This window comes from Sphaerisporangium perillae (assembly GCF_023276435.1).
Taxonomy (GTDB): domain Bacteria; phylum Actinomycetota; class Actinomycetes; order Streptosporangiales; family Streptosporangiaceae; genus Sphaerisporangium; species Sphaerisporangium perillae.
In genome coordinates this window covers 35,142-54,318 of sequence record NZ_JALLPO010000052.1, presented here as the reverse complement: position 1 = coordinate 54,318, position 19,177 = coordinate 35,142, and the positions used below count along the sequence as shown (strand labels likewise).

The following is a 19,177-nucleotide window of genomic DNA, read 5'->3' as shown; positions in this document are numbered from 1 at the left end:
GCACCCCCGGATACCCGCCTCACAGTCGAGAGTTGCCCGGGATCTGGAAAGAATCACCCCATCAGTCACCAAAGGGTGAATGCAGCTGCACGGTCGCACGGACCGACAGGCGTGCTCCTGCGGGCCGTGAAACGGCGATGCCCCCGCCGCGAGAACGCGGTGGGGGCAACGCGAAGATCGGGCCGGCTCGGGCCGGCCGGTGCGCCTTCCCGCCGGGCTCGGCCGGCAGGCGCGAGGATCACTCGGCGGGCTCGGCGGCGGGCTCGGCGGGAGCGCCGTCGGCCTCCTGGCCCTCGTTGAGCTCGGCGTAGATGGCCTTGAGGTCGACCTCGTTGCCGGCCTCGTCGACCACCTTGACGGCGTCGCCGATGACGGTCTTGGCCTTGTCACGGACGATCTCGACCATCGCCAGCGTGAGCTGGTCGTTATCGGCGAGGTGCTGGGCCAGGGTGTTCGGGGCGACGCCCAGCTGCATGGCGCGGCGCACCACGAAGTTGGTCAGCTCCTCCTCGTTGACCCCCAGCTCCTCCTTCTTGACGATCTTGTCAAGCAGGAAGCCCGTCTTGATGGCCTTCTTGGAGTTCTCCTCGAACTCGGCGAACCGCTCTTCCTCGGTGGTCTGGTACAGGCGGAAGAACGCCTCGCGGCTGAGCCCGCTCTCGGCGATCTGGTGCTCGAGGTTGTGCTTGCGGGCGTCCAGCTCGGCGTTCAGCGCGCTGTCGGGCAGCGGGATGTCGAGCTGGTCGAGAACGGCGGTGACGGCGTTCTCACGGGCCTGCACGACCTGGTCGACCAGCTTGTTGCGGCGCGCCTGCTCGCTGATGCTGTCGCGGAGCTCCTCCAGCGTGTCGAACTCGCTGGCGAGGCCGGCGAACTCGTCGTCCAGCTCGGGGAGGACCTTCTCCTTGACGCTCTTGACGTTGATGGTGACCTCGGCCTCTTCGCCGGCGTTCTCGCCGCCCACCAGCGTCGTGGTGAAGGTCTTCTCGTCGCCGGCGGCCATGCCGACCAGGGCGTCGTCGAGGCCCTGCAGCACCGAGCCGGCGCCCACCTCGTAGGAGACGTCCGAGGCCTGCTGCTCCTCGATGTTCTTACCGTCGATCGTGGCGGAGAGATCCATCACGACGTAGTCGCCGTTGCCGGCGGCACGCTCGACGCCGGTCAGCGTCGCGAACCGCTGCCGCAGGGCGTCGATCTGGGTGTCGATGTCCTCGTCGGAGACCTCGGCCGAGGGAACGGTCACCTCGAGGCCTTCGTAGGCCGGGATGTCGAACGCGGGGCGGACGTCCACCTCGGCGGTGAACTCCACCTCCTTGCCGTCCTCGATCTTGGTGACCTCGATCTCGGGCTGGCTCACCGGGAAGACGTCGCTCTCGTCCACGGCCTGGCCGTACAGCTTCGGCAGGGCTTCGTTGAGGGTCTCCTCCAGAACCACCGCGCGGCCGAAGCGCTGCTCGATGATGCGGGCGGGAACCTTGCCGGGGCGGAAGCCGGGCACGCGCACCTGCTGCGCGACCTTCTTGTACGCCGCCTGCATGCTCGTCTCGAGCTCCTCGAACGGCACCTCGACGGTGAGCTTGACCCGGGTCGGGCTGAGCTCCTCGACAGCGGTCTTCACGGGGTGGTCTCCTTGATCAAGCTTCTGGTGATCGCGGGCGCGTCATGCCGTACGGCTACCGCGACATGATCGCGCGCCGCGCCCACATGGGCGGCTCAGTGCACAGGCCAACCGGCACAACCTATCTGGGCGTGCTCAACTGTGGCGGGTGTCCAGCGCCGCATGCCAGTCTAGGGCAGGCGAGCACCTTCGGCGTCACCGACAGGCATCAGAATCTCTGAGAAATGATCTTTTGGAGGATCTCGACCGTGTCGTCAGGAGTGGTGCTGACGGCGCACAGCCGCTCCATCACCTCGCTGTAACGGTCCACTTCCTCGCGTTTGTCCAGGTAGAGAGCGCTGGCCAGCTGCTCCACGTATACCACGTCCGGAAGCTCGCTGTCTTCGAAGCGAAGGATGCTGAACGCTCCGCCCTCGGCGCTGTGCCCGCCGAAACTGAACGGCATGACCTGAATCGTGATGTTCGGCAGCCGCATGAGTTCGAGCAGGTGTTCAAGCTGGCCGCGCATCACGTCGGTGCCGCCGATCGGCCGCCGCAGCGCCGCCTCGTCGATCACCGCCCAGAAGATGGGCCCGTCGGCCCGGTCGAGCACGCGCTGGCGTTCCATCCGCAGGTCGACGCGGCGCGCGATCTCGGCGGCCCCGATGCCCGCCGCGCCCGCCCTGATGACGGCGCGGGCGTACTCCTTGGTCTGCAGCAACCCGGGGATGAACTGCACTTCATAGGTGCGAATGCGAGAGGCGGCCTCTTCGAGGCCGACGTACGCCTGGAACCAGGAGGGCAGGAGGTCGTTGAAACGATGCCACCAGCCGGGCTCGTTCGCTCTCTGCAGGAGGTCCATCACGGCCGACCGTGCCTCCCCGTCCGCGACTCCGTAAAGGGTGAGCAGGTCCGCCACATCGCGTTCCTTGAATCCGACCCGTCCCAGCTCCATCCTGCTGATCTTGGATTCGGAGCCGCGGATCTGATGACCGGCGTCCTCGCGCGAAATCCCCTTATGTTCGCGGAGTCGACGCAGCTGGGCCCCCAACAGGATACGGAGGGCCGTAGGACCGGATCCGGGCTGGAACAGTGTCATTCGGCCTCCTCCTCTTCTCGGGCCAGCCAACACAGTGTCACCACTTCCGGCTCCCATGACAAGGTCTGATCCGATCGTCCGTTTCACGGGTCGCACCGGCCGGACCCGCCCGTCCCTTCTGTACGAGTTCATGCGTCTGCACGGCGCAACTGCACGTGCATTTGGGTCTTGCACCAAGGCGCAATACTGACCCATGATGGTCTAGTGCATATTGGGCTAAACCTGCACTAACTCGTAAAACGAAGCGACTGGCTGCGGAGACCACAATGACAGCGGGAGGTATCAGCAGGATGCTGGAGCCCGTATCCGCGGCCCACCGCCTGGAAGTAACCCCTGAAGTGGGATTTCGGCGTCTATTGCGGTCGAGCCGACACGAGGACGCCACCACCTGCCCGCTACGCCCGCAGGCCGATTCCGTGAAAACGGCCAGAGACGTCACCCGCACGACCCTCAGGAGCTGGGGATGTCCCCAACTCGGTGACGACGCGGCACTCGTGGTCTCCGAGCTGGTCACCAACGCGGTGCGCTACGCCGGCCACTCCGGGCCGCGCTACGACGACCACCCGATCACGCTGATGCTCCTGCGGATGTCCCCGCACATATTGCTCGCGGTGTCGGACCCCAGCGACGAGGTCCCGACGCCGAAGGAACCCGACTTCATCTCCGAGCACGGCCGCGGCCTGTACATCGTCGAGACCTACAGCAAGTGCTGGGGCTGGGACCCGCTCGAAGAGGGCGGCAAGGCCGTCTGGGCGCTCTTTCGCGCCGATCGCTGACCACCGGTCAGCACTCCGCCGGCCCCGGGACACCAGTACTCGCCGGACCGGAACCACTACTGCGGCGACACCGGAACCATTAGTGGGCGGCACCGAGAACCATCACTCCAGCGGTCCCGCGACCGCCGCCGCGGCGATGCGAACGCCGCCGCCGGCCTCCGCGTGCGCGGAGCCGGGCGTCCGGCGGGTCGGGGTGACCGGATTTGAACCGATGATCTCCTGCACCCAAAGCAGGCGCGCTACCAAGCTGCGCTACACCCCGGAACATCGGGTCGCTCGCGCACTCGTAAATCTCCGGTACGCTTACGTCCTGACGACCGGATGAAGTCTAGACCAGACAGCGACCGGCTCGCGCGGACGTAGCTCAATGGTAGAGCCCCAGTCTTCCAAACTGGCTACGCGGGTTCGATTCCCGTCGTCCGCTCCAACGATGAAGGCCCAGGTAGAGGACATGATCCTCAACCCGGGCCTTACTTCTTTTCTGGCTCACTTCTGGTCTCGTGCCCGTTGCGTGCCCGCTCCCTTTCCGGCCTGCCGACCCAACCGGCGAGCGTGCCCGTTCCCCGCCGCCGGCTTCCGCCGCTTCTCGGGCTTGCCCTCCCTCGCGGCCTTGAGCGCCTGGCCGAGCGCTTCCGCGATGACCTTGTCCCGGTCCTGCGTGGCGTGCTGGTAGATCAACGCCGCGCGGGGGCTCGCGTGGCCCATCCTCACCATCAGCTCCTTGAGGCTCGCCCCGGAGGCCGCCGCGAGCGTGTTGCCGACATGACGAAGATCATGGAAGTGAAGGTCAGGGAGCCCGACATCCGCCCGGACCTTGTTCCAGATCCGGCGGAAGCCCGATCGGCGCAGCCATGCCCCCTTGGGACCGACGAACACCCGCCCGTTCTCCCCCGGCTCCGCGAACTGGTCAAGGTGGTGGCGAAGCTCCGGAATGATCTCCTGCGGTATGGAGACCACCCGACGACCGGCCCGAGACTTTGGGGTGTCCTCCACGAGTTTGCCGCCGTCAAGCGGCGCCGCGCCGCGCCGCCGTACCGGCCCTCTGCCGCCCGCCGGCTGGGCGTGCGGCGTGGGCGCCGGTCCCAGCCGGCGGCGACCCGGGCCGTAGCCGTACCGCGCACCCGCCGTACCCAACGCACTCACCGACCCCAGCGACGCGCCGCCGCCAAGTTGCTCCGAGCCGCCGGACCGATTACCGGCCAGGACTGCCCAACCATGCCGTCAGCTGAGTAGGTGCTCCAGCCGGGCGGCTACCTCGCGATACCGGGCCACCGGGATTAGATGTACGCCGTCGAAAGCTCCGGAGTCTCGGATCTGGAGCACTTGTTCGCAGGTGGCCTCGACACCGGCGAGGCGGTCGGAGGCGACTTTCTCCACCAGTTCGCTCGGGATGTCGATGTCTGGGATCGCAGCCGCGAGACGTTGGGCGTGCGTCTCACTGGCGAGAACCATCACGCCTGCATATACCGGAACGTCCATCGGGTTGGCCTCCCGCCACCTCAGCAAGGCTTCCAGCGAGAAGCTGACCTGGACAAACATAAAGTCCGCTGCTCGCTTCCAGGCTGGCAGCGGACGCAGCGCCGCAGCTGTGCCAACGCGGAAGGGTCGCACTCCCGTGAACGCGCTGTCCTTCGGTAGGGCTCGGACCTCCTCGATCATCGCCCGCACGTTCAGCTCTCCGGTCCGGCTACCTGAACTGGGCTTGTCCCCGTAGACGAACAGGAACTGGTCAACACCGTATGCGGCTGCGGTGAGCAGGTCCCGGCGGAACCCCAGCAGGTTACGGTCGCGTGAGTTGAGGCAGGCGATACTACGTCCCCCCATTGCCTCAACCTCGTGCGCGACCGCCACGCTGGACACTGTGGCACGGCCGATGTGGTTGTCAGGTACGAGGAAAGTGTCGGCCACCTTGCTCAGGGTGCCGATCTGGTGCCGAACGTGCTTCAGGTCTGGCCGGGTGGGCGGTTCGATCTCGCAGATGATCTGGAACGGGTGATTAGTCATGGAGCCAACCTAGAGAAGGCAGGTGGCGGCCAGCCACTCGCTTTCATCGACCGATGCGTTCTGCGATCACATGAGTACCCAAGCAATGATCTGAGCCACCGGTAGGAAGAATCCATCCCCTGTTAGAAAAGCGATGCCTCCGGCGGGGGTCCTCAGCTCCGGGATGATCGCCCGCGCATCGCCGAGGACCCGAGGGGCTGAGGTGGAAGCCTGATCTTCCCGTCTGCCACGTCCCAGGCAAGCCCAACATCCCAACTCCTCCGGATCAAGGCCGTCTGTGACCGTTGGCATCCAATGGCCGAGGAACGTCTACCGGCTGACGTACACGCGAAGACGGCCTTGACCCTCCGTCCCCGGGCTGTTGCCCCTCCCGGGTGGGACGAGGCAGACGGGAAGATCCGGCGAGAGGGGTGCGTGCGTCCGCACGGGGTTCTCAGGCCGTGCCCGTTGCGTGCCCGTCAGGAGGGTGAGCAAAGGGGAGCCACGGGGACTCGCGGGCAAGGCGAAACCGTCTATGAGCTGGAACGCAGCAGGCCGGAGGGTCACGCACCGCAATCTTCCAAACTGGCTACGCGGGTTCGATTCCCGTCGTCCGCTCTCAAGACAAAAGGCCAGGTCAACCCCCATGGGAAGCCTGGCCTTTGTGATCTCCACCCGCTCTTTTAGAGCTTCCGTGCCACACACGTGCCACACTACGTTTCTTCGATCTTGGGCTTGCTTGCGTCCTTGAACGCCTGACCGAGTGCCTTCGCGATGGCCTGGTCACGGTCGTGAGTTGCGTGCAGATAGATCAACGCGGCCCGAGTGGAGGAGTGGCCCATTCGCGCCATCAGATCTTTGAGACTCGCGCCGTTGGCAGCCGCCAGGGTGTTCCCCACATGGCGTAGATCGTGGAAGTGGACGTCAGGGAGGCCGACGGTCGTACGGGCCTTATTCCAGATTCGGCGGAAGCTGGATCGCCTCAGGCGAGCGCCCTTGGGTCCTACGAACACCCAGCCATCTGCCACCCGCTCCGAGTAGGCGTCCACATGCTCACGAAGCTGAGGTATGAGTTCCGGAGGGATGGCGACCACTCGACGGCTGGCCCGGGACTTGGGTGTGTCGTCGAGGAGCGTGCCGCCGTCAAGTTCGACCAGGGCGCCGACGACACGCACCACGCCGGCCTCCAAGTCGAGATGGGTACAGCGAAGGCCCGCGAGCTCGCCCCAACGCAAGGTCGTGAAGGTTGCCAAGAGCACGAGCGCCCGATAGCGCGCCGGCACCACGTCGAGGATCTCGAGAACCTTCGTAAGAGGGATCAACTCCCGTTCGGGAGTGTCGGGTGTGCTCGCGCCCTTGATCCGGCATGGGTTGCGCCTGATCTCCTCGTCCTCAACCGCCGTGTTCAGGATGGCTTTGAGCAGTGTGTACGCCTTTGCGACAGTGGATTGTCCGACCACTCGTAGCCGTTCCTTGCGCCAGCGCCGTACATCGGCCTCGCGGATGTCGATCAAGTGCCGGTTACCGAACGTCGGAACGAGATGGTTGTTCAGCAGTGATCGATACAGGCCTTCTGTCCGTGGCTTGAGCCGGCCTTTGGCTGCTTTCGGTTCTCGTTCTTATCCGCGCGGCCACTGGCAGATCGAGGCCCTGCACCACCTCCGCGACGTCAGCTACGGCGAAGACGCCTCCCAGATCCGCACCGGCAGCGGACCCCAGGCCATGGCCGCCCTGCGCAACCTGGCCATCGGCATCTTGAAAACGGCCGGGCACGCCAGCGTCGCCGCCGCCTGCAGGCACCACGCCCGGGACGCCACCCGGACCCTCGAAACCCTCGGACTGCGCCCAGCATGAGCAAAGCGGACACGACGCGGCTACGCCGAGGCCCTGGAGGTTGCTGTACTCCTCTGCCGTACCGTCACCGCCTGGCCCTCGCAGACGGTGAAGTTGCCGACGTGGCCTGCGCTCGCTCAGGTGACCCGCGCGGCCACCAGGGTCTCGAAGGTATAGGGCCGCAGGCCATCGGTACGGCCGGCGAAGTACCGCTGCTGGAGGTCTGCACGTGCGGGGTGGTCCACGACCTTTAGCCCGCACCGGCTGATCAGCCTCTCGATCTCGGATACCGGCCAGCCAGGCTGAAGAGGCTCGCCGACAGAAGCCGCGATCGGCGTGTAGATACGGGCGAATTCCGTCCCCGCATCGTCGAGCGCACAGTCCTCGGCCCGGTAGGAGAACACCACCTCAGACCCGGGAGCAGCCGCCGCGATCGTGCGCAACGTCGACTCGATCGCCTGTGCCGTCAGATAGGGGGCGACGCCCGTCCAGCAGAACATCGCCGGCTGCGCCCAGTCGAACCCAGCCGGGCCCAGAACATCCTGAACCGGTCCGGCCTCGAAATCAACCGGCACGAATACCTGCGAGTCGCTGAGCGGCAGGCCGAGCTCCCTGACCCGCTCGAGCTTCCAGGCCTGGGAGGCAGGGTGATCAACCTCGAACACCGTCAGCGAGCCGAGCAGATCCGGCCGCCGCCACGCAAACGAGTCAAGCCCCGCGCCAAGAATCACGTACTGCGTGAAGGCACCAGCAGCCAGCCGGTCCTCGGCGTACCGGCTGCGGGTGCAGACAGCCGCACGGGACTCGCTGCGGACCGGGCCGGGGAACAGCGGATCGAACTGGTCTCGCAGCTGCTGCCATACCGGGCCGACAAGCACCAGGGCCAGCACATCGTCCAGTACCCACGGCGACGCCGTCTCCAGGCGAAACAATCCACGCGACACGGCCGCAAACATCGCCGTCCTGCTCGGCGCGCTTTCCATGCATTCCTCCTCGCCGGCCAGAACCCAGCATGCTGGCCACGCCCGGCCACTCCGCGCACTTCACAGGATGCGCCTGAAGCGCCCTGACGGCCATAGCCAGATGGACGTCTGGCTATGTGACGATCTCTGCCGAGCATGATCCGCCCCAGAAGCCGGACGCAGCGGCCCAACCAGACCACGCAGCCTTGCCGCCAGATCAGGGGCACATGATGAAGGCCCAGGTAGAGGACATGATCCTCAACCCGGGCCTCACTTCTTTCCTGGCTCACTTCTGGTCTCGTGCCCGTTGCGTGTTACCGACGTGACGAAGATCATGGAAGTGAAGATCAGAAAGCCCGACATCCGCCCGAACCTTGTTCCAGATCTTGCGGAAGCGCGATCGGCGCAGCCATGCCCCCTTGGAACTCGGCGCCCAGCCTGGGACTTCGGGATGTCCTCCACGAGCTTGCCGCCGTCGAGCGGCGGCGCGCCCGCGCCGCCTACGCCCCGCGCCGGCGTCCCCGCGCCGCGCGTGCGGCCTGGGCGGCGGCTCAGCTCGTTGAGCGCCGAGGACTTCCCCGTACCAGACATGCCGGTGATCAACACAGCTGTCATTGGAACACCCTGACGGCGCCCTGCGTCGTCCGATGGAGGAGGACTACCGGGCGATCCACCACGCCCACACTCACCTGGCACAGCGTGCCCGGTGCATGCCCGATGTGGCGTGATCAAGCAAGAACTTGCCCTCACACCCTTCCGATCGGCGTGGTGAAGATCTTGGCCGGGGCCGTGTCGGTGGCGTGGCCCATGGGCAGGGGAAGGCCATGGCTGCGGAAGTGGAAGAGTTCGACGTCATCGTTCTCGGCCTCGGACCGGGCGGCGAGGAGCTCGCCGGAGGCCTCGCGGAGGCCGGGCTGGCCGTCGCGGGCGTGGAGGCCAACCTGGTGGGCGGCGAATGCCCGTACTGGGGCTGTGTCCCGTCCAAGATGATGCTCCGCGCGGCCGACCTGCTCGCCGAAGGCAGGCGGATCCCCGCCATGGCGGGTGAGTCGACCGTCGTCCCGAGCTGGGCGCCCGTGGCCCGGCGGATCCGGGAGGAGGCGACCGACAACTGGAACGACAAGGTCGCCGCGGACCGGTTCCGCGACAAGGGCGGCACCCTCGTACGGGGGCGCGGCCGGATCACCGGGCCGGGAGAGGTGACGATCGACGGCACGCGCCGGCTGCGCGCCCGCCGCGGCATCGCGATCGCCACCGGCTCGCAGCCCGTCGTGCCGCCGATCCCCGGCCTGGCCGGCACGCCGTACTGGACCAACCACGGGGCGATCGAGGCGGAGCACGTGCCGCGGTCGCTCATCGTGCTCGGCGGCGGCGCGGTCGGGACCGAGCTCGCCCAGGTGTTCCGCCGTTTCGGCGCGGAGGTCACGGTGCTGGAGGCGGCCGGGCGGCTGCTCACGGCGGAGGAGCCCGAAGCGAGCGAGCTGATCGCGAAGGTCTTCGCCGGCGAGGGGATGACGGTCCGCACGGGCATCGAGGTCAGCCGGGTGGACCACCACGGCGCCGCCTTCACCGTGATGACCGCGGACGGCAGCCATCGGGCCGAGAAGCTGCTGATCGCCACCGGGCGCCGGTGCGACCTCCCGGCGATCGGCGTGGGCTCCGTCGGCCTGGACGAGTCGGCGCGCTCGATCGAGGTGGACGAGCGCATGCGGGCCGCCGAGGGCGTGTGGGCGCTCGGCGACGTGACCGGCAAGGGCGCTTTCACGCACATCGCGATGTACCAGGCGAAGATCGCGCTCGCCGACATCCTGGGCGAGCCGGGGCCGGCGGCGGCCTACCACGCCGTCCCGCGGGTGACCTTCACCGATCCGGAGGTGGGCGCGGTGGGCCTGACCGAGGCACAGGCGCGCGAGAAGGGCATCGCCGTGCGCGCGGCGGTCACTTCGCTCTCCTCCTCGGCCCGAGGCTGGATCCACCGGGCCGAAGGCCTGGTCAAGCTGATCGCCGGCGATCAAGTCCTGGTCGGCGCGACGGTGGCCGGGCCCTGCGGCGGGGAGGTGCTGGGCCTGCTGACGCTGGCCGTGCATTCCCGGACGCCGATCGACCGGCTCGAGAGCATGATCTACGCCTACCCGACCTTCCACCGGGCCGTCGAGGACACCCTGACCCGCCTGCGCTGAGCCTCCGCGCCGACCTCGGCGTGCGTCATCGAGCCGTTCTCCGGCATGGTGATCCACGCTTGGACGGCCGGCGCGGATCGGTCAGCGTGACACCGGCCGCTTGCCGTGGTTGGCCTTCTTCTTCTTGCGGGCCCGGCCCTTTCGTGCGCGTTTCGCCATCTCGGCCTCCCATCGCGTACGGATCAGTGCCCTCACCATGCCCGCGCCGCGGGGACCGTACAAGGCCCAAAGGTCAAAGGAACAGCACGGGTACATCGGCGGTCTCCTGGGGATTCATGCCACCGCACGCCGCTCTTCCCCACGATCGAACAGCGATCCAGTGAGAATATGTGGTAATTTGGGGGAACTTGGTGTAGAGGAGAGGCGATGCTGGCCCAGCAACGGCAGCAGGCGATCCTCGAGCGCGTTCGCAGGAACGGCGCCGCCCGGGTCGCCGACCTGGTGCGCGAGCTCGGGGTGTCCGACATGACGATCCGCCGCGACCTGGAGGTCCTGGCCGAGCGCGGCCTGGTCGAGAAGGTGCACGGCGGCGCCACCGCCACGGGTGCGGGCTCCACCGAGGAACCGGGCTTCGCGGCCAAGTCCGTGCGCCAGCAGGCCGAGAAGGAGGCCATTGCCCGCCGGGCCGCCGAGCTCGTCCGCCCCGGCAGCGCCGTCGCCCTCTCGGCAGGCACCACGACCTGGACCCTCGCCCACCACCTCGTCGACGTCCCGCACCTGACGATCATCACCAACTCCGTCCAGGTCGCCGATGTCTTCCATCGGGCCGGACGCCCCGACCAGACGGTGGTGCTCACCGGAGGGGTGCGCACACCGTCGGACGCCCTGGTCGGCCCGGTGGCCGTGGCCGCCATCCGAGCCCTCAACGTCGACACGCTGATGCTCGGCGTGCACGGCATGAACCTCAGGGCGGGATTCACGACGCCGAACATTCTGGAGGCCGAGATGGACCGCGAGCTCGTCGCCGCGGCACAGCAACTCGTCGTGCTGGCCGACCACACCAAGTGGGGCACCGTCGGCATCAGCACGATCGCCAGGCTCGGTGAGGCGCACGTCGTGATCAGCGACACGGGCCTGTCCGAGGAGGCGAGGTCCACGCTGACGGACCAGGCCGGCACGCTCCTCCTGGCCGATCCGGCCCAGCCGGCCGCGGCGCGGACGACGCAGGCCGGACAGGTGGCGGCCCAGTGAAGCGCACCGTCACCCGCATGGCCGACGGCCGGGAGCTGATCTACTTCGACCGCCGTGACGACGCCGACCGCAGCGCGGTCGACACCCGCGAGCTGCCTCCGCGTCCCCCGGCCTCCGAACTGCGGTACGACCCGGTCATGGACGAGTGGATCGCGATCGCCGGGCACCGGCAGAGCCGTACGTTCCTGCCGCCCGCGAACGAGTGCCCGTTGTGCCCGTCGGCGCCCGGCCGGGCCACCGAGATCCCCGCTCCCGAGTACGACGTCGCCGTCTTCGAGAACCGCTTCCCCTCGTTCAGCTTCCACGCGGGCGAGTACGAGCAGGTGGGCGGGCTGAGCGAGGTGCGTCCCGGGCTCGGCCGCTGCGAAGTGGTGTGCTTCACCTCCGAGCATGACTCCTCCTTCGCCGCGCTCTCCCCCGAGCAGGTGGACCTGGTGTTGACGGCGTGGGCCGACCGCACCGAGCAGCTCGGGGCGCTGCCCGGCGTGGAGCAGGTGTTCTGCTTCGAGAACCGCGGCGCGGAGATCGGCATCACGCTGGCGCACCCGCATGGCCAGATCTACGCCTATCCGTACGTGACGCCGCGCACGAGGCAGATGCTGGACTCGGCGGCCCGCTACCGGGAGAGGACGGGCGGCAACCTGTTCGCCGACGTGCTCGAGGCCGAGCGGAAGGCCGAGACCCGCGTGGTCGCGTCGAACGACCACTGGACGGCGTTCGTCCCCGCGGCGGCCCGGTGGCCGTTCGAGGTGCACGTCTACCTGAACCGCCAGGTTCCGGACCTGTCCTCGCTGGACGCCGAGGAGCGCGCGGCATTCGGTCCGCTGTACACCGACGTGCTGCGGCGGCTGGACGGCCTTTTCGGGGTGGCCATGCCCTATGTCGCGGCCTGGCACCAGGCGCCCGTCAACACCGGGCGCGACCTGGCCTACCTGCACCTGCAGCTCTTCAGCATCCGGCGGGCCGCGCAGAAGCTCAAGTACCTGGCCGGCTCGGAGTCCGCGATGGGCGCTTTCGTCAACGACGTGCTGCCCGAGGAGGCCGCCCGTCTCCTGCGGTCACCGGCGTAGCAAGCACCCCGAGTCGCCACAAACGAGCACTTACCACTAACATCCATCCCACACCGGCCGTAACGGTCGGTCCGCCTAATCCCAGGTGCCCCGCCTGGGAGCCGGGGACCCATTGGTTCCTTGGGGTGAATCCACGTCAGTGGTAGGGCGACTCCGGCCCGAACCCGTCAGCTAACCCGGTCGGCAGAAGGAGAGGAGCGGGCTCTGCCCCCGACTTTCGGCCGCCATGGCTCCCTGGCCGCCAGTGTCCTGATCGTGGCCACCCTCGTGCTGGGCCAGTCGACGGCGGGATACGCCGCCCCCAAGCCCACCGAGAAACAGCTCAAGGCGCAGCTGGCCTCGCTCAACAAGAAGATCGACAAACTGATCGCCGAGTACAACGCCAAGCGCGTCGCCGTCGCCAAGGCCAAGACGGCCGAGAAGACGGCGCGCGAGCGGCTGAAGACCGCCGAGTCGGATCTCAAGACCTCACAAAGCCAGGTCGGCGACATCGCCCAGCTCCGCTACCAGGCGGGCGGCCTTGGCATGATGGGCCAGATCCTCTCCCCCGACTTCGGCGGAGCGGCCATGCTGCAGCAGCTCCAGGCCGAGCAGACCGCGAAGATAGCCCGGTTCGCGTCGGCGCGAGACACCCGCAAGAAGGCCGCCGACGACGCGACCACGCTGACCAAGCACCTCCGCGACGACGTCCTGGAGGTCACCGATCAGCGCAAGGAAGCCGAGAAGCTGATCAGCCAGATCAAGGACAAGCTGGACCGGCTCGTCCCCACCGCTCCCGGCAAGCGGTCGAACGGGTCATGGGCCCCCGAGCTGCCCACCGGAAGCGACAACATCACTCCCCGGACCCGGCTGATGCGGGCGCAGGTCAAGAGCCACTTCCCGCTGACCTTCCCCATCGGCTGCTACCGGGCCGAGAACAGCGGCGAGCACCCGCTGGGCCGCGCGTGCGACTTCATGCTGAGCTCCGGCGGCGCCATGCCCTCGGCGGCCGGCACCGCGCTGGGCGAGCAGGTCGCGGCCTGGGCCATCGAGAACGGCGGCAAGCTGGGGGTGAAGTACGTGATCTACCGGCAGCGGATCTACAACCTCGGCTTCCCCGGCTGGCGCCCCATGGAGAACCGCGGCGGCATCACCGCCAACCACTTCGACCACGTCCACATCTCGATGTATTAGCCGGCGGCGGCGCGTCCGCGTGAAGCGTTCAGCGGGTCGCGCCGCCCCTGCCCTCCAGCCCGCCGGCCCGGCTGTTCTGCCGTCGGCCCGGCCGTCAGCCGAGGCCGGCGGCGAGGCTCTTGGGGGCCACCCGCCGGTAGGCGTCGGTGACGATCTCGGCGATCTCCTGCCAGTCGGCCGGCACGTCGAGATAGACCCCGAGCCAGCCCCGGTGGCCCACGTACGGGGGACGGAAGAACCGGTCGGGAGCCTCGGCGACGAGCGCCTCCTGGACGCCGGGCGGCGCCGCGCACCAGAAGGCCAGCCGGTCGTCATGGTGGTGGTCGGCGAACATCACGAAGGTCTTCTTGCCGCGGACGAACCACGTGGGCTCGCCATGGCTGAGCCGCTCGGTCGTCTCGGGCAGGGCCAGACAGAGGCTCCTCAGCCGCTCGAGGGCCTGCGACGGTTCCAGCTCGTCCACGAAACCACCATAGGCCATCGATCAGGTGTTCGGATGCGCTTCGCCGGACGGCTTCGCCCCTCCCGGAGGGCGGACGGCGCCGGCCGGGAGGCGGGGACGAGGCGGGGCGACCGGGTCAGCCCGGGAGGCGGATCGGGTTCACGATGTCGGCGTAGATGAGCAGGGAGCCCATGACCAAGAGCACGATCGCCATCGCGTACGTCAGGGGCAGCGCCTTGGCGATGTCCACGTGGCCAGGTAGCGGGCGGCGCCGCACCCGGGCATAGCCCCGCTTGACGCCTTCCCAGAGACCGCCGGCGATCTGGCCGCCGTCCAGCGGCATCAACGGGATCAGGTTGAACATGCCGATGGCGAGGTTGACCCCGGCGAGCAGCTGGATGAACCCGACGATCTTGTTCTCCAGCGGGATGGCCGCCGCGGCGATCTGGCCGCCGATGCGTCCGGCGCCCACGACGCTCTGAGGGCTGTCCAGGTCGCGTTCGGCGCCGCCGAAGGCCGCCTGCCAGACCCCGACGAGCTTTTCGGGGAACCGCGTGAGCGCCTGGGCGGTGCGCTTGGTCAGGTCCCACATGAGGCCGACGACGTACCCGGGGCCCTGCTTCTCGACGACTATGACGGGGCTGACGCCCAGGAAGCCGGTGTTCTTGTCGAGCTTGGCGGGGTCGTCGAGCGAGGGCCGATCTTGGGCGACGAGGGTGGCGTTCAAGGTCATCGGCTTGCCGTCACGCACGATGCCGATGGCGACGGGGCCGGCGCCGTGGCCGCGGATCAGCTTGCTGGCGTCATCCCAGGAGGTCACCGGCCTGCCGCCGAAGGACACGATCTTGTCGTTGGCCTTCAGCCCGGCCAGCGCCGCCGGGGTGGCGCGGTGCGCCGGTGTGCACTTCTGGCCCTTCTCCTGCTCGGCGACGGTCATGACGCACTTGGAGACCGCGCCGACGACGGGCTTGGCGACCTCTACCCCGAAGCCCATCACCACGACGGCGAAGAGGGCGAAGGCCAGCACGAAGTTCATGGCGGGGCCGCCGGAGAAGATGATGACCTTCTGCCACCAGGGCTTGCGGTACAGCACGCGGTCGGCGTCGCCCGGCCGGACCTCCTCCAGTGACGCCTGCCTGGCGCTCTCGATGAGCCCCTGCCACGGCCCCGTGGACATGTTGCGAAGTTTGTTCGGATCGTCGTTGGGGCGCGGCGGAAGCGGGCCGATCATGCGGATGTAGCCGCCGAGCGGAATCCACTTCAGGCCGTATTCGGTGTCGCCGCGGCGGCGTGACCACATGGTGGGCCCGAAACCCACCATGTACTGCGTCACCTTGACGCCGAAGAACTTGGCGGGCACAAGGTGGCCCAGCTCGTGGAGGGCAATGGACAAGGCCATCCCGAGGAAGAAGATGAGAAACCCGGCCACGACGAGCCAGCTCATAGGTGCTACCCCCACCTGCGGAGAAGATGCCTTCTGTTTACATTGCCCCGTCCGAGCGTAACCGAACAACCGAGGACTTCGGCCTCAGCACGAAAACACCGTTCAACGACCAACCGTAGGAGTGACTTGCGCGCCGTGGAGCGAATCGGGAGACTGCATTGACGGTAAGCAATCATGTAGACACCGTGGGATATGAGCCGGCGAAGCGTAATCTGCCGGATCTGTTCCAAGGCCATCCAAGGGAGCACCTTGATACGCATCCTGGTTGCCGAACATCTCCCGCTGGTCCGCCGAGGCCTGGTGGCGTCCCTGGACGGGGAGAAGGATCTCGTGGTGATCGCCGACGTGGCCTCCGGTGAATACATCGTACCGGCAGCCATGGAGCTCACCCCGGACGTGGCGGTGATCGATGTGGACCTTCCCGACGTCGACGGGCTCACTGCCGCCGCACGCCTGCACCAGAAGGCTCCTCGCTGCAAGGTGATGCTGCTGTCGGCGCGACCCAACCCCGGGCAGGTCCGCCGGGCCTTCGCCGCCCACGCGCTCGGCTTCCTCAGCACGAGCGTGGCGCCCGAACACCTGGCGGACGGCATCCGCAGGGTCGCCTCCGGGCGCAAGGCCGTGGACTCCGACCTCGCCATCGCGGCGCTGACCTCCGCCGACAATCCCCTCACTCCTCGCGAGCAGGAAGTGCTGCGCGTCGCGGCGCAGGGGTCCACCTCCAAGGAGATCGCCGCCAAGCTCTATCTGTCGGTGGGAACGGTCCGAAACCACCTGTCCCGGATCATCTGCAAGACCGGAGCGCGCAACCGGGCCGACGCCGTGCGCATCGCCGCGGAGGCCGGCTGGCTCTGACCACCCGGGCCGGCGGCTACGGCCGCCAGATGAGGATGAGCGCGCAGTCGTCGTTGTGCCCGGCCGACATGGAGTTGACCAGCGGGCGCGCGCCGTCGTGGAAGCCCGAGGGCACCAGGCGCTCGGCCTCGCCGAGGAGCCGGTCGAGCCCCGAGTCGATGTCACGCCCCGGCTGCTCGATGAGGCCGTCGGTGTACAGCATCAGCGCGTCGCCCTTGCGCAGGACGCCGCTGTCGGGCTCGCAGTGGAGGTCGGGGACGACGCCCAGCACCACGCCCTTGGCGGCCGACACCTGCCAGGTGCCCGTGCCCGCGTCGAACTTGACCACGGGAGGGTGACCGGCCGAGGTGATCTCGTACGCCCCGGTGGACAGGTCGAGCCGCAGGTGGACAGCCGTGACGAAGCCCTCGCCCTCGGGCTGGCGGTGGAGGTAGGCGTTGCAGGCGGGCAGGAAGGAGTCGACCGAGCCGAGCAGCCCGCCGAAGGTGCCGGAGAGCATCAGCGCGCGGGTGCCGGCGTCCACGCCCTTGCCCGACACGTCGACCAGCGCCACCTCCAGGATGTTGCCGTGGCGCATGGAGACCAGGAAGTCGCCGCCGAAGGACGACCCGCCGGCCTGCTTGAGCACGACCCGCGAGCCCCAGTCTTTGGTGGGCAGCGGCGGCAGCTCTCCTTGCCTCTTGAGCCGGTCTCTGAGCTCCAGCAGCATCACGTCGCCACGCAGGCCCTGGACGCCCAGCTTGCCGCGGGTGCGCGCCATGAGGAACGCCAGCACCGTGGTGAACCCGATGGTCACCAGCAGCCCCGGGCTCACGGACCGCACGCCGAGCATGACGGCGATGTAGGCCAGGGCGACGCCCACCGCGCCGACCAGGACGGCCAGGCTGCGCATGCGCAACTGCAGGCCGCCCACCAGGGTCACCAGGATGAACAGGCTGGGTGAGAACCAGTCGGTCGAGACCCTCGCGGAGAGGGCGCCGAGCAGCAGGGTGAGGACGCTCAGGGTTATGAGCAGGTTCCGGTCACGCGCCAACGGTCCCCTCCGCAGGAATCGCACGATCCGCACCAGGAACGGGATGCGTACCAAGATCGCGCGGAGCCGCGGGGGGATCAGCGGCGCCGGACGGGAAGTCATGATGCGGTCGACTCTATCTGCCCGTCTGCCGTTTGGGCAGCCGACTTGACCAAGACCTTGATCATTAAACGGGGATATTAGGTGGCCGATCCGGTTTGCCCGGTCATAACGTTGGCCAGGTGAACACCGAACCAAGCGCGCGGCCCGACATGGTCATCCGTCCCATCAAGGAAGCGGAATGGCCCGAATGGCTGAACGTCGACGAGGAGGCGTTCTCCGAGGACAACTCCCCCGCCCGTGCCGAACACTTCCGGGCCCTGGTGGAGTTCGACCGATCCCTCGGGGCCTTCGACGGCGACCGTCTCGTCGGCTGCGCGGGAGGGCTCACGTTCACGATGACCGTCCCTGGCGGGCCGCGGCCGGTCTGCGGCGTGACCGCCGTCTCGGTGCTGCCCTCCCACCGGCGCAAGGGCATCCTGTCCTCGCTCATGCGGCGCCAGCTGGCCGACCTGCACGAGAGCGGGGAGGCGGTCGCGGCGCTGTACGCGGCCGAGGCCGCGATCTACGGCCGGTTCGGGTACGGCAGGGCCGTCGACAACCTGTTCTTCCGCATCCCCAAGCAGGGATCGCAGTTCGTCCCGCATGCCCCGGCCGACCCGTCGCTCCGGCTGCGCCTGGTCAGACCGGCGGCCGCCGCGCGCGGGGAGCTGGAGAAGGTCTTCGAGGCCGTGATGCCCACGCGCCCGGGCCTGTACGCCCGCAACTCCGTCAAATGGGACGTGCTGCTCGTCGACGACCCGGACTACCGTCGCGGGGCGAGCGCGCTGCGCTGCGTGATCGCCGAGGACGACTCGGGGCCGCGCGGATACGCCTTGTTCCGGATCAAGTCCGGAACGACCGATCACGACTTGCCCGACGGCGAGGTGCGGCTGATCGACCTGTTCGGCCTCGACCCCGCCGCCTACGCGCTTCTGTGGCGTCACGTCCTCGACCGTGACCTGTGCTCGCATGTGCGCGCCGCCAATCGCCCTGCCGACGATCCGATCATGCATCTGCTCGCCAATCCCCGCCTGCTGCACGCGGGCTGGCTCGACGAGCTGTGGGTCCGGGTCGTCGACGTCGACCGGGCCCTGCCCGATCGGGCGTACTCCGCGCCCGTGGACGTGGTCCTCGACGTCCAGGACACCGTCTGCCCGTGGAACGCGGGGCGCTGGCGGCTGTCCGCCGACGCCACCGGAGCGGTCTGCGCGCGCACGAGCGACCCCGCCGACCTGGAGCTTCCGGTGAGCGTGCTCGGGGCGGCCTACCTCGGCGGGCGCACCCTCGGCTCCTACCTGGCCGCCGGCGTCGTACGCGAGGCCCGGCCGGGAGCGGTACGCGCCCTGTCGGCCGCGATGTCCTGGGACACCGCGCCGTGGGGCGGCCTCGTCTTCTGAGCCTTTCCGGCTTCCGGGGCCTCGCACACCTACTGGAAGCGGGAACCGCGTTCTAGGATCC

General features: G+C 68.3%; 18 protein-coding genes, 2 tRNA genes and 1 riboswitch. Of the genes, 9 read left to right on the top strand and 11 right to left on the bottom strand.

Features of this window, described 5'->3' with window-relative positions; all coding sequences use genetic code 11:
- Nucleotides 1-238: 238 nt before the first annotated feature.
- A complete protein-coding gene (gene tig / locus MYF83_RS36485) occupies nt 239-1,618 on the bottom strand; it encodes a trigger factor (protein WP_248965364.1) in 1,380 nt (459 codons plus the stop codon).
- Nucleotides 1,619-1,826: 208 nt separating this feature from the next.
- Nucleotides 1,827-2,696, bottom strand: coding sequence for a Sco1979 family transcriptional regulator (locus MYF83_RS36480; protein ID WP_248965372.1), 870 nt, complete (start codon nt 2,694-2,696; stop codon nt 1,827-1,829).
- Between the two features lie 356 nt (nt 2,697-3,052).
- Here MYF83_RS36480 and MYF83_RS36475 point away from each other — a divergent pair, with 356 nt between their 5' ends.
- On the top strand, nt 3,053-3,472 hold the full coding sequence (locus tag MYF83_RS36475) for an ATP-binding protein (protein WP_279340552.1): 420 nt from the start codon (nt 3,053-3,055) through the stop codon (nt 3,470-3,472).
- A gap of 188 nt (nt 3,473-3,660) precedes the next feature.
- Here MYF83_RS36475 and MYF83_RS36470 read toward each other — a convergent pair.
- Nucleotides 3,661-3,734: transfer RNA gene (locus MYF83_RS36470), tRNA-Pro, on the bottom strand.
- Between the two features lie 91 nt (nt 3,735-3,825).
- Between MYF83_RS36470 and MYF83_RS36465 the strand changes: the two genes are divergently transcribed.
- A tRNA-Gly gene (locus MYF83_RS36465) sits at nt 3,826-3,899 on the top strand.
- A 59-nt stretch (nt 3,900-3,958) separates the two neighbouring features.
- On the opposite strand, the gene MYF83_RS36460 is transcribed toward MYF83_RS36465, so the two are convergent.
- From MYF83_RS36460 to MYF83_RS36450, 3 genes are all read right to left on the bottom strand, one after another.
- Nucleotides 3,959-4,606 carry a tyrosine-type recombinase/integrase gene (locus tag MYF83_RS36460; RefSeq protein ID WP_248965362.1) on the bottom strand — a complete coding sequence of 216 codons (648 nt, stop codon included), beginning with the start codon at nt 4,604-4,606 and terminating at the stop codon, nt 3,959-3,961.
- An 87-nt stretch (nt 4,607-4,693) separates the two neighbouring features.
- Nucleotides 4,694-5,476 (bottom strand): methylenetetrahydrofolate reductase, encoded by a 783-nt coding sequence (locus tag MYF83_RS36455; protein ID WP_248965361.1) that lies wholly within the window; start codon nt 5,474-5,476, stop codon nt 4,694-4,696.
- A 692-nt stretch (nt 5,477-6,168) separates the two neighbouring features.
- Nucleotides 6,169-6,969, bottom strand: coding sequence for a tyrosine-type recombinase/integrase (locus MYF83_RS36450; RefSeq protein WP_248965360.1), 801 nt, complete (start codon nt 6,967-6,969; stop codon nt 6,169-6,171).
- Between the two features lie 82 nt (nt 6,970-7,051).
- Between MYF83_RS36450 and MYF83_RS36445 the strand changes: the two genes are divergently transcribed.
- On the top strand, nt 7,052-7,309 hold the full coding sequence (locus tag MYF83_RS36445) for a hypothetical protein (RefSeq protein ID WP_372500342.1): 258 nt from the start codon (nt 7,052-7,054) through the stop codon (nt 7,307-7,309).
- A 116-nt stretch (nt 7,310-7,425) separates the two neighbouring features.
- Here MYF83_RS36445 and MYF83_RS36440 read toward each other — a convergent pair whose 3' ends face one another.
- Nucleotides 7,426-8,271, bottom strand: a complete 846-nt coding sequence (locus tag MYF83_RS36440; RefSeq protein WP_248965359.1) for a class I SAM-dependent methyltransferase — start codon at nt 8,269-8,271, stop codon at nt 7,426-7,428.
- 803 nt (nt 8,272-9,074) lie between these two features.
- Here MYF83_RS36440 and MYF83_RS36435 point away from each other — a divergent pair.
- Complete coding sequence (locus MYF83_RS36435) at nt 9,075-10,430, top strand: dihydrolipoyl dehydrogenase family protein (RefSeq protein WP_248965358.1); 1,356 nt, start codon at nt 9,075-9,077, stop codon at nt 10,428-10,430.
- Nucleotides 10,431-10,511: 81 nt separating this feature from the next.
- On the opposite strand, the gene MYF83_RS44600 is transcribed toward MYF83_RS36435, so the two are convergent.
- Nucleotides 10,512-10,589 (bottom strand): 50S ribosomal protein bL37, encoded by a 78-nt coding sequence (locus MYF83_RS44600; protein WP_372500345.1) that lies wholly within the window; start codon nt 10,587-10,589, stop codon nt 10,512-10,514.
- A 207-nt stretch (nt 10,590-10,796) separates the two neighbouring features.
- Between MYF83_RS44600 and MYF83_RS36430 the strand changes: the two genes are divergently transcribed.
- From MYF83_RS36430 to MYF83_RS36420, 3 genes are all read left to right on the top strand, one after another.
- Nucleotides 10,797-11,621 (top strand): DeoR/GlpR family DNA-binding transcription regulator, encoded by an 825-nt coding sequence (locus tag MYF83_RS36430; RefSeq protein ID WP_248965357.1) that lies wholly within the window; start codon nt 10,797-10,799, stop codon nt 11,619-11,621.
- Entirely contained in the window at nt 11,618-12,691 is a 1,074-nt protein-coding gene (gene galT, locus MYF83_RS36425) for a galactose-1-phosphate uridylyltransferase (RefSeq protein WP_248965356.1), read from the top strand. Before MYF83_RS36430 ends, galT begins: the two co-directional genes overlap by 4 nt.
- 62 nt (nt 12,692-12,753) lie before the next feature.
- A riboswitch (cyclic di-AMP (ydaO/yuaA leader) is annotated at nt 12,754-12,891 on the top strand.
- Nucleotides 12,892-12,946: 55 nt separating this feature from the next.
- Nucleotides 12,947-13,864 carry a coiled-coil domain-containing protein gene (locus MYF83_RS36420; protein WP_248965355.1) on the top strand — a complete coding sequence of 306 codons (918 nt, stop codon included), beginning with the start codon at nt 12,947-12,949 and terminating at the stop codon, nt 13,862-13,864.
- Nucleotides 13,865-13,958: 94 nt separating this feature from the next.
- Here MYF83_RS36420 and MYF83_RS36415 read toward each other — a convergent pair whose 3' ends face one another.
- Together MYF83_RS36415 and MYF83_RS36410 are read right to left on the bottom strand one after the other, a co-directional pair.
- Nucleotides 13,959-14,327 (bottom strand): MmcQ/YjbR family DNA-binding protein, encoded by a 369-nt coding sequence (locus MYF83_RS36415; RefSeq protein ID WP_248965354.1) that lies wholly within the window; start codon nt 14,325-14,327, stop codon nt 13,959-13,961.
- Nucleotides 14,328-14,442: 115 nt separating this feature from the next.
- On the bottom strand, nt 14,443-15,750 hold the full coding sequence (locus MYF83_RS36410) for a M50 family metallopeptidase (RefSeq protein WP_248965353.1): 1,308 nt from the start codon (nt 15,748-15,750) through the stop codon (nt 14,443-14,445).
- 249 nt (nt 15,751-15,999) lie between these two features.
- Between MYF83_RS36410 and MYF83_RS36405 the strand changes: the two genes are divergently transcribed.
- Nucleotides 16,000-16,605, top strand: coding sequence for a response regulator transcription factor (locus MYF83_RS36405; RefSeq protein ID WP_248965352.1), 606 nt, complete (start codon nt 16,000-16,002; stop codon nt 16,603-16,605).
- 16 nt (nt 16,606-16,621) lie between these two features.
- Here MYF83_RS36405 and MYF83_RS36400 read toward each other — a convergent pair whose 3' ends face one another.
- Nucleotides 16,622-17,740 (bottom strand): PP2C family protein-serine/threonine phosphatase, encoded by a 1,119-nt coding sequence (locus MYF83_RS36400; RefSeq protein WP_248965351.1) that lies wholly within the window; start codon nt 17,738-17,740, stop codon nt 16,622-16,624.
- A gap of 119 nt (nt 17,741-17,859) precedes the next feature.
- On the opposite strand from MYF83_RS36400, the gene MYF83_RS36395 reads away from it, so the two are divergent.
- Nucleotides 17,860-19,116 (top strand): GNAT family N-acetyltransferase, encoded by a 1,257-nt coding sequence (locus tag MYF83_RS36395; protein WP_248965350.1) that lies wholly within the window; start codon nt 17,860-17,862, stop codon nt 19,114-19,116.
- The last annotated feature ends 61 nt before the right edge of the window (nt 19,117-19,177 follow it).

Excerpts from the sequence above, each read along its gene's own strand:
- MYF83_RS36480 (WP_248965372.1), bottom strand. The coding sequence starts at position 2,696 with ATGACACTGTTCCAGCCCGGATCCGGTCCTACGGCCCTCCGTATCCTG.
- MYF83_RS36455 (WP_248965361.1), bottom strand. The coding sequence starts at position 5,476 with ATGACTAATCACCCGTTCCAGATCATCTGCGAGATCGAACCGCCCACC.
- MYF83_RS36440 (WP_248965359.1), bottom strand. The coding sequence starts at position 8,271 with ATGGAAAGCGCGCCGAGCAGGACGGCGATGTTTGCGGCCGTGTCGCGT.
- MYF83_RS36435 (WP_248965358.1), top strand. The coding sequence starts at position 9,075 with ATGGCTGCGGAAGTGGAAGAGTTCGACGTCATCGTTCTCGGCCTCGGA.
- MYF83_RS44600 (WP_372500345.1), bottom strand. The coding sequence starts at position 10,589 with ATGGCGAAACGCGCACGAAAGGGCCGGGCCCGCAAGAAGAAGAAGGCC.
- MYF83_RS36430 (WP_248965357.1), top strand. The coding sequence starts at position 10,797 with ATGCTGGCCCAGCAACGGCAGCAGGCGATCCTCGAGCGCGTTCGCAGG.
- MYF83_RS36410 (WP_248965353.1), bottom strand. The coding sequence starts at position 15,750 with ATGAGCTGGCTCGTCGTGGCCGGGTTTCTCATCTTCTTCCTCGGGATG.
- MYF83_RS36400 (WP_248965351.1), bottom strand. The coding sequence starts at position 17,740 with ATGACTTCCCGTCCGGCGCCGCTGATCCCCCCGCGGCTCCGCGCGATC.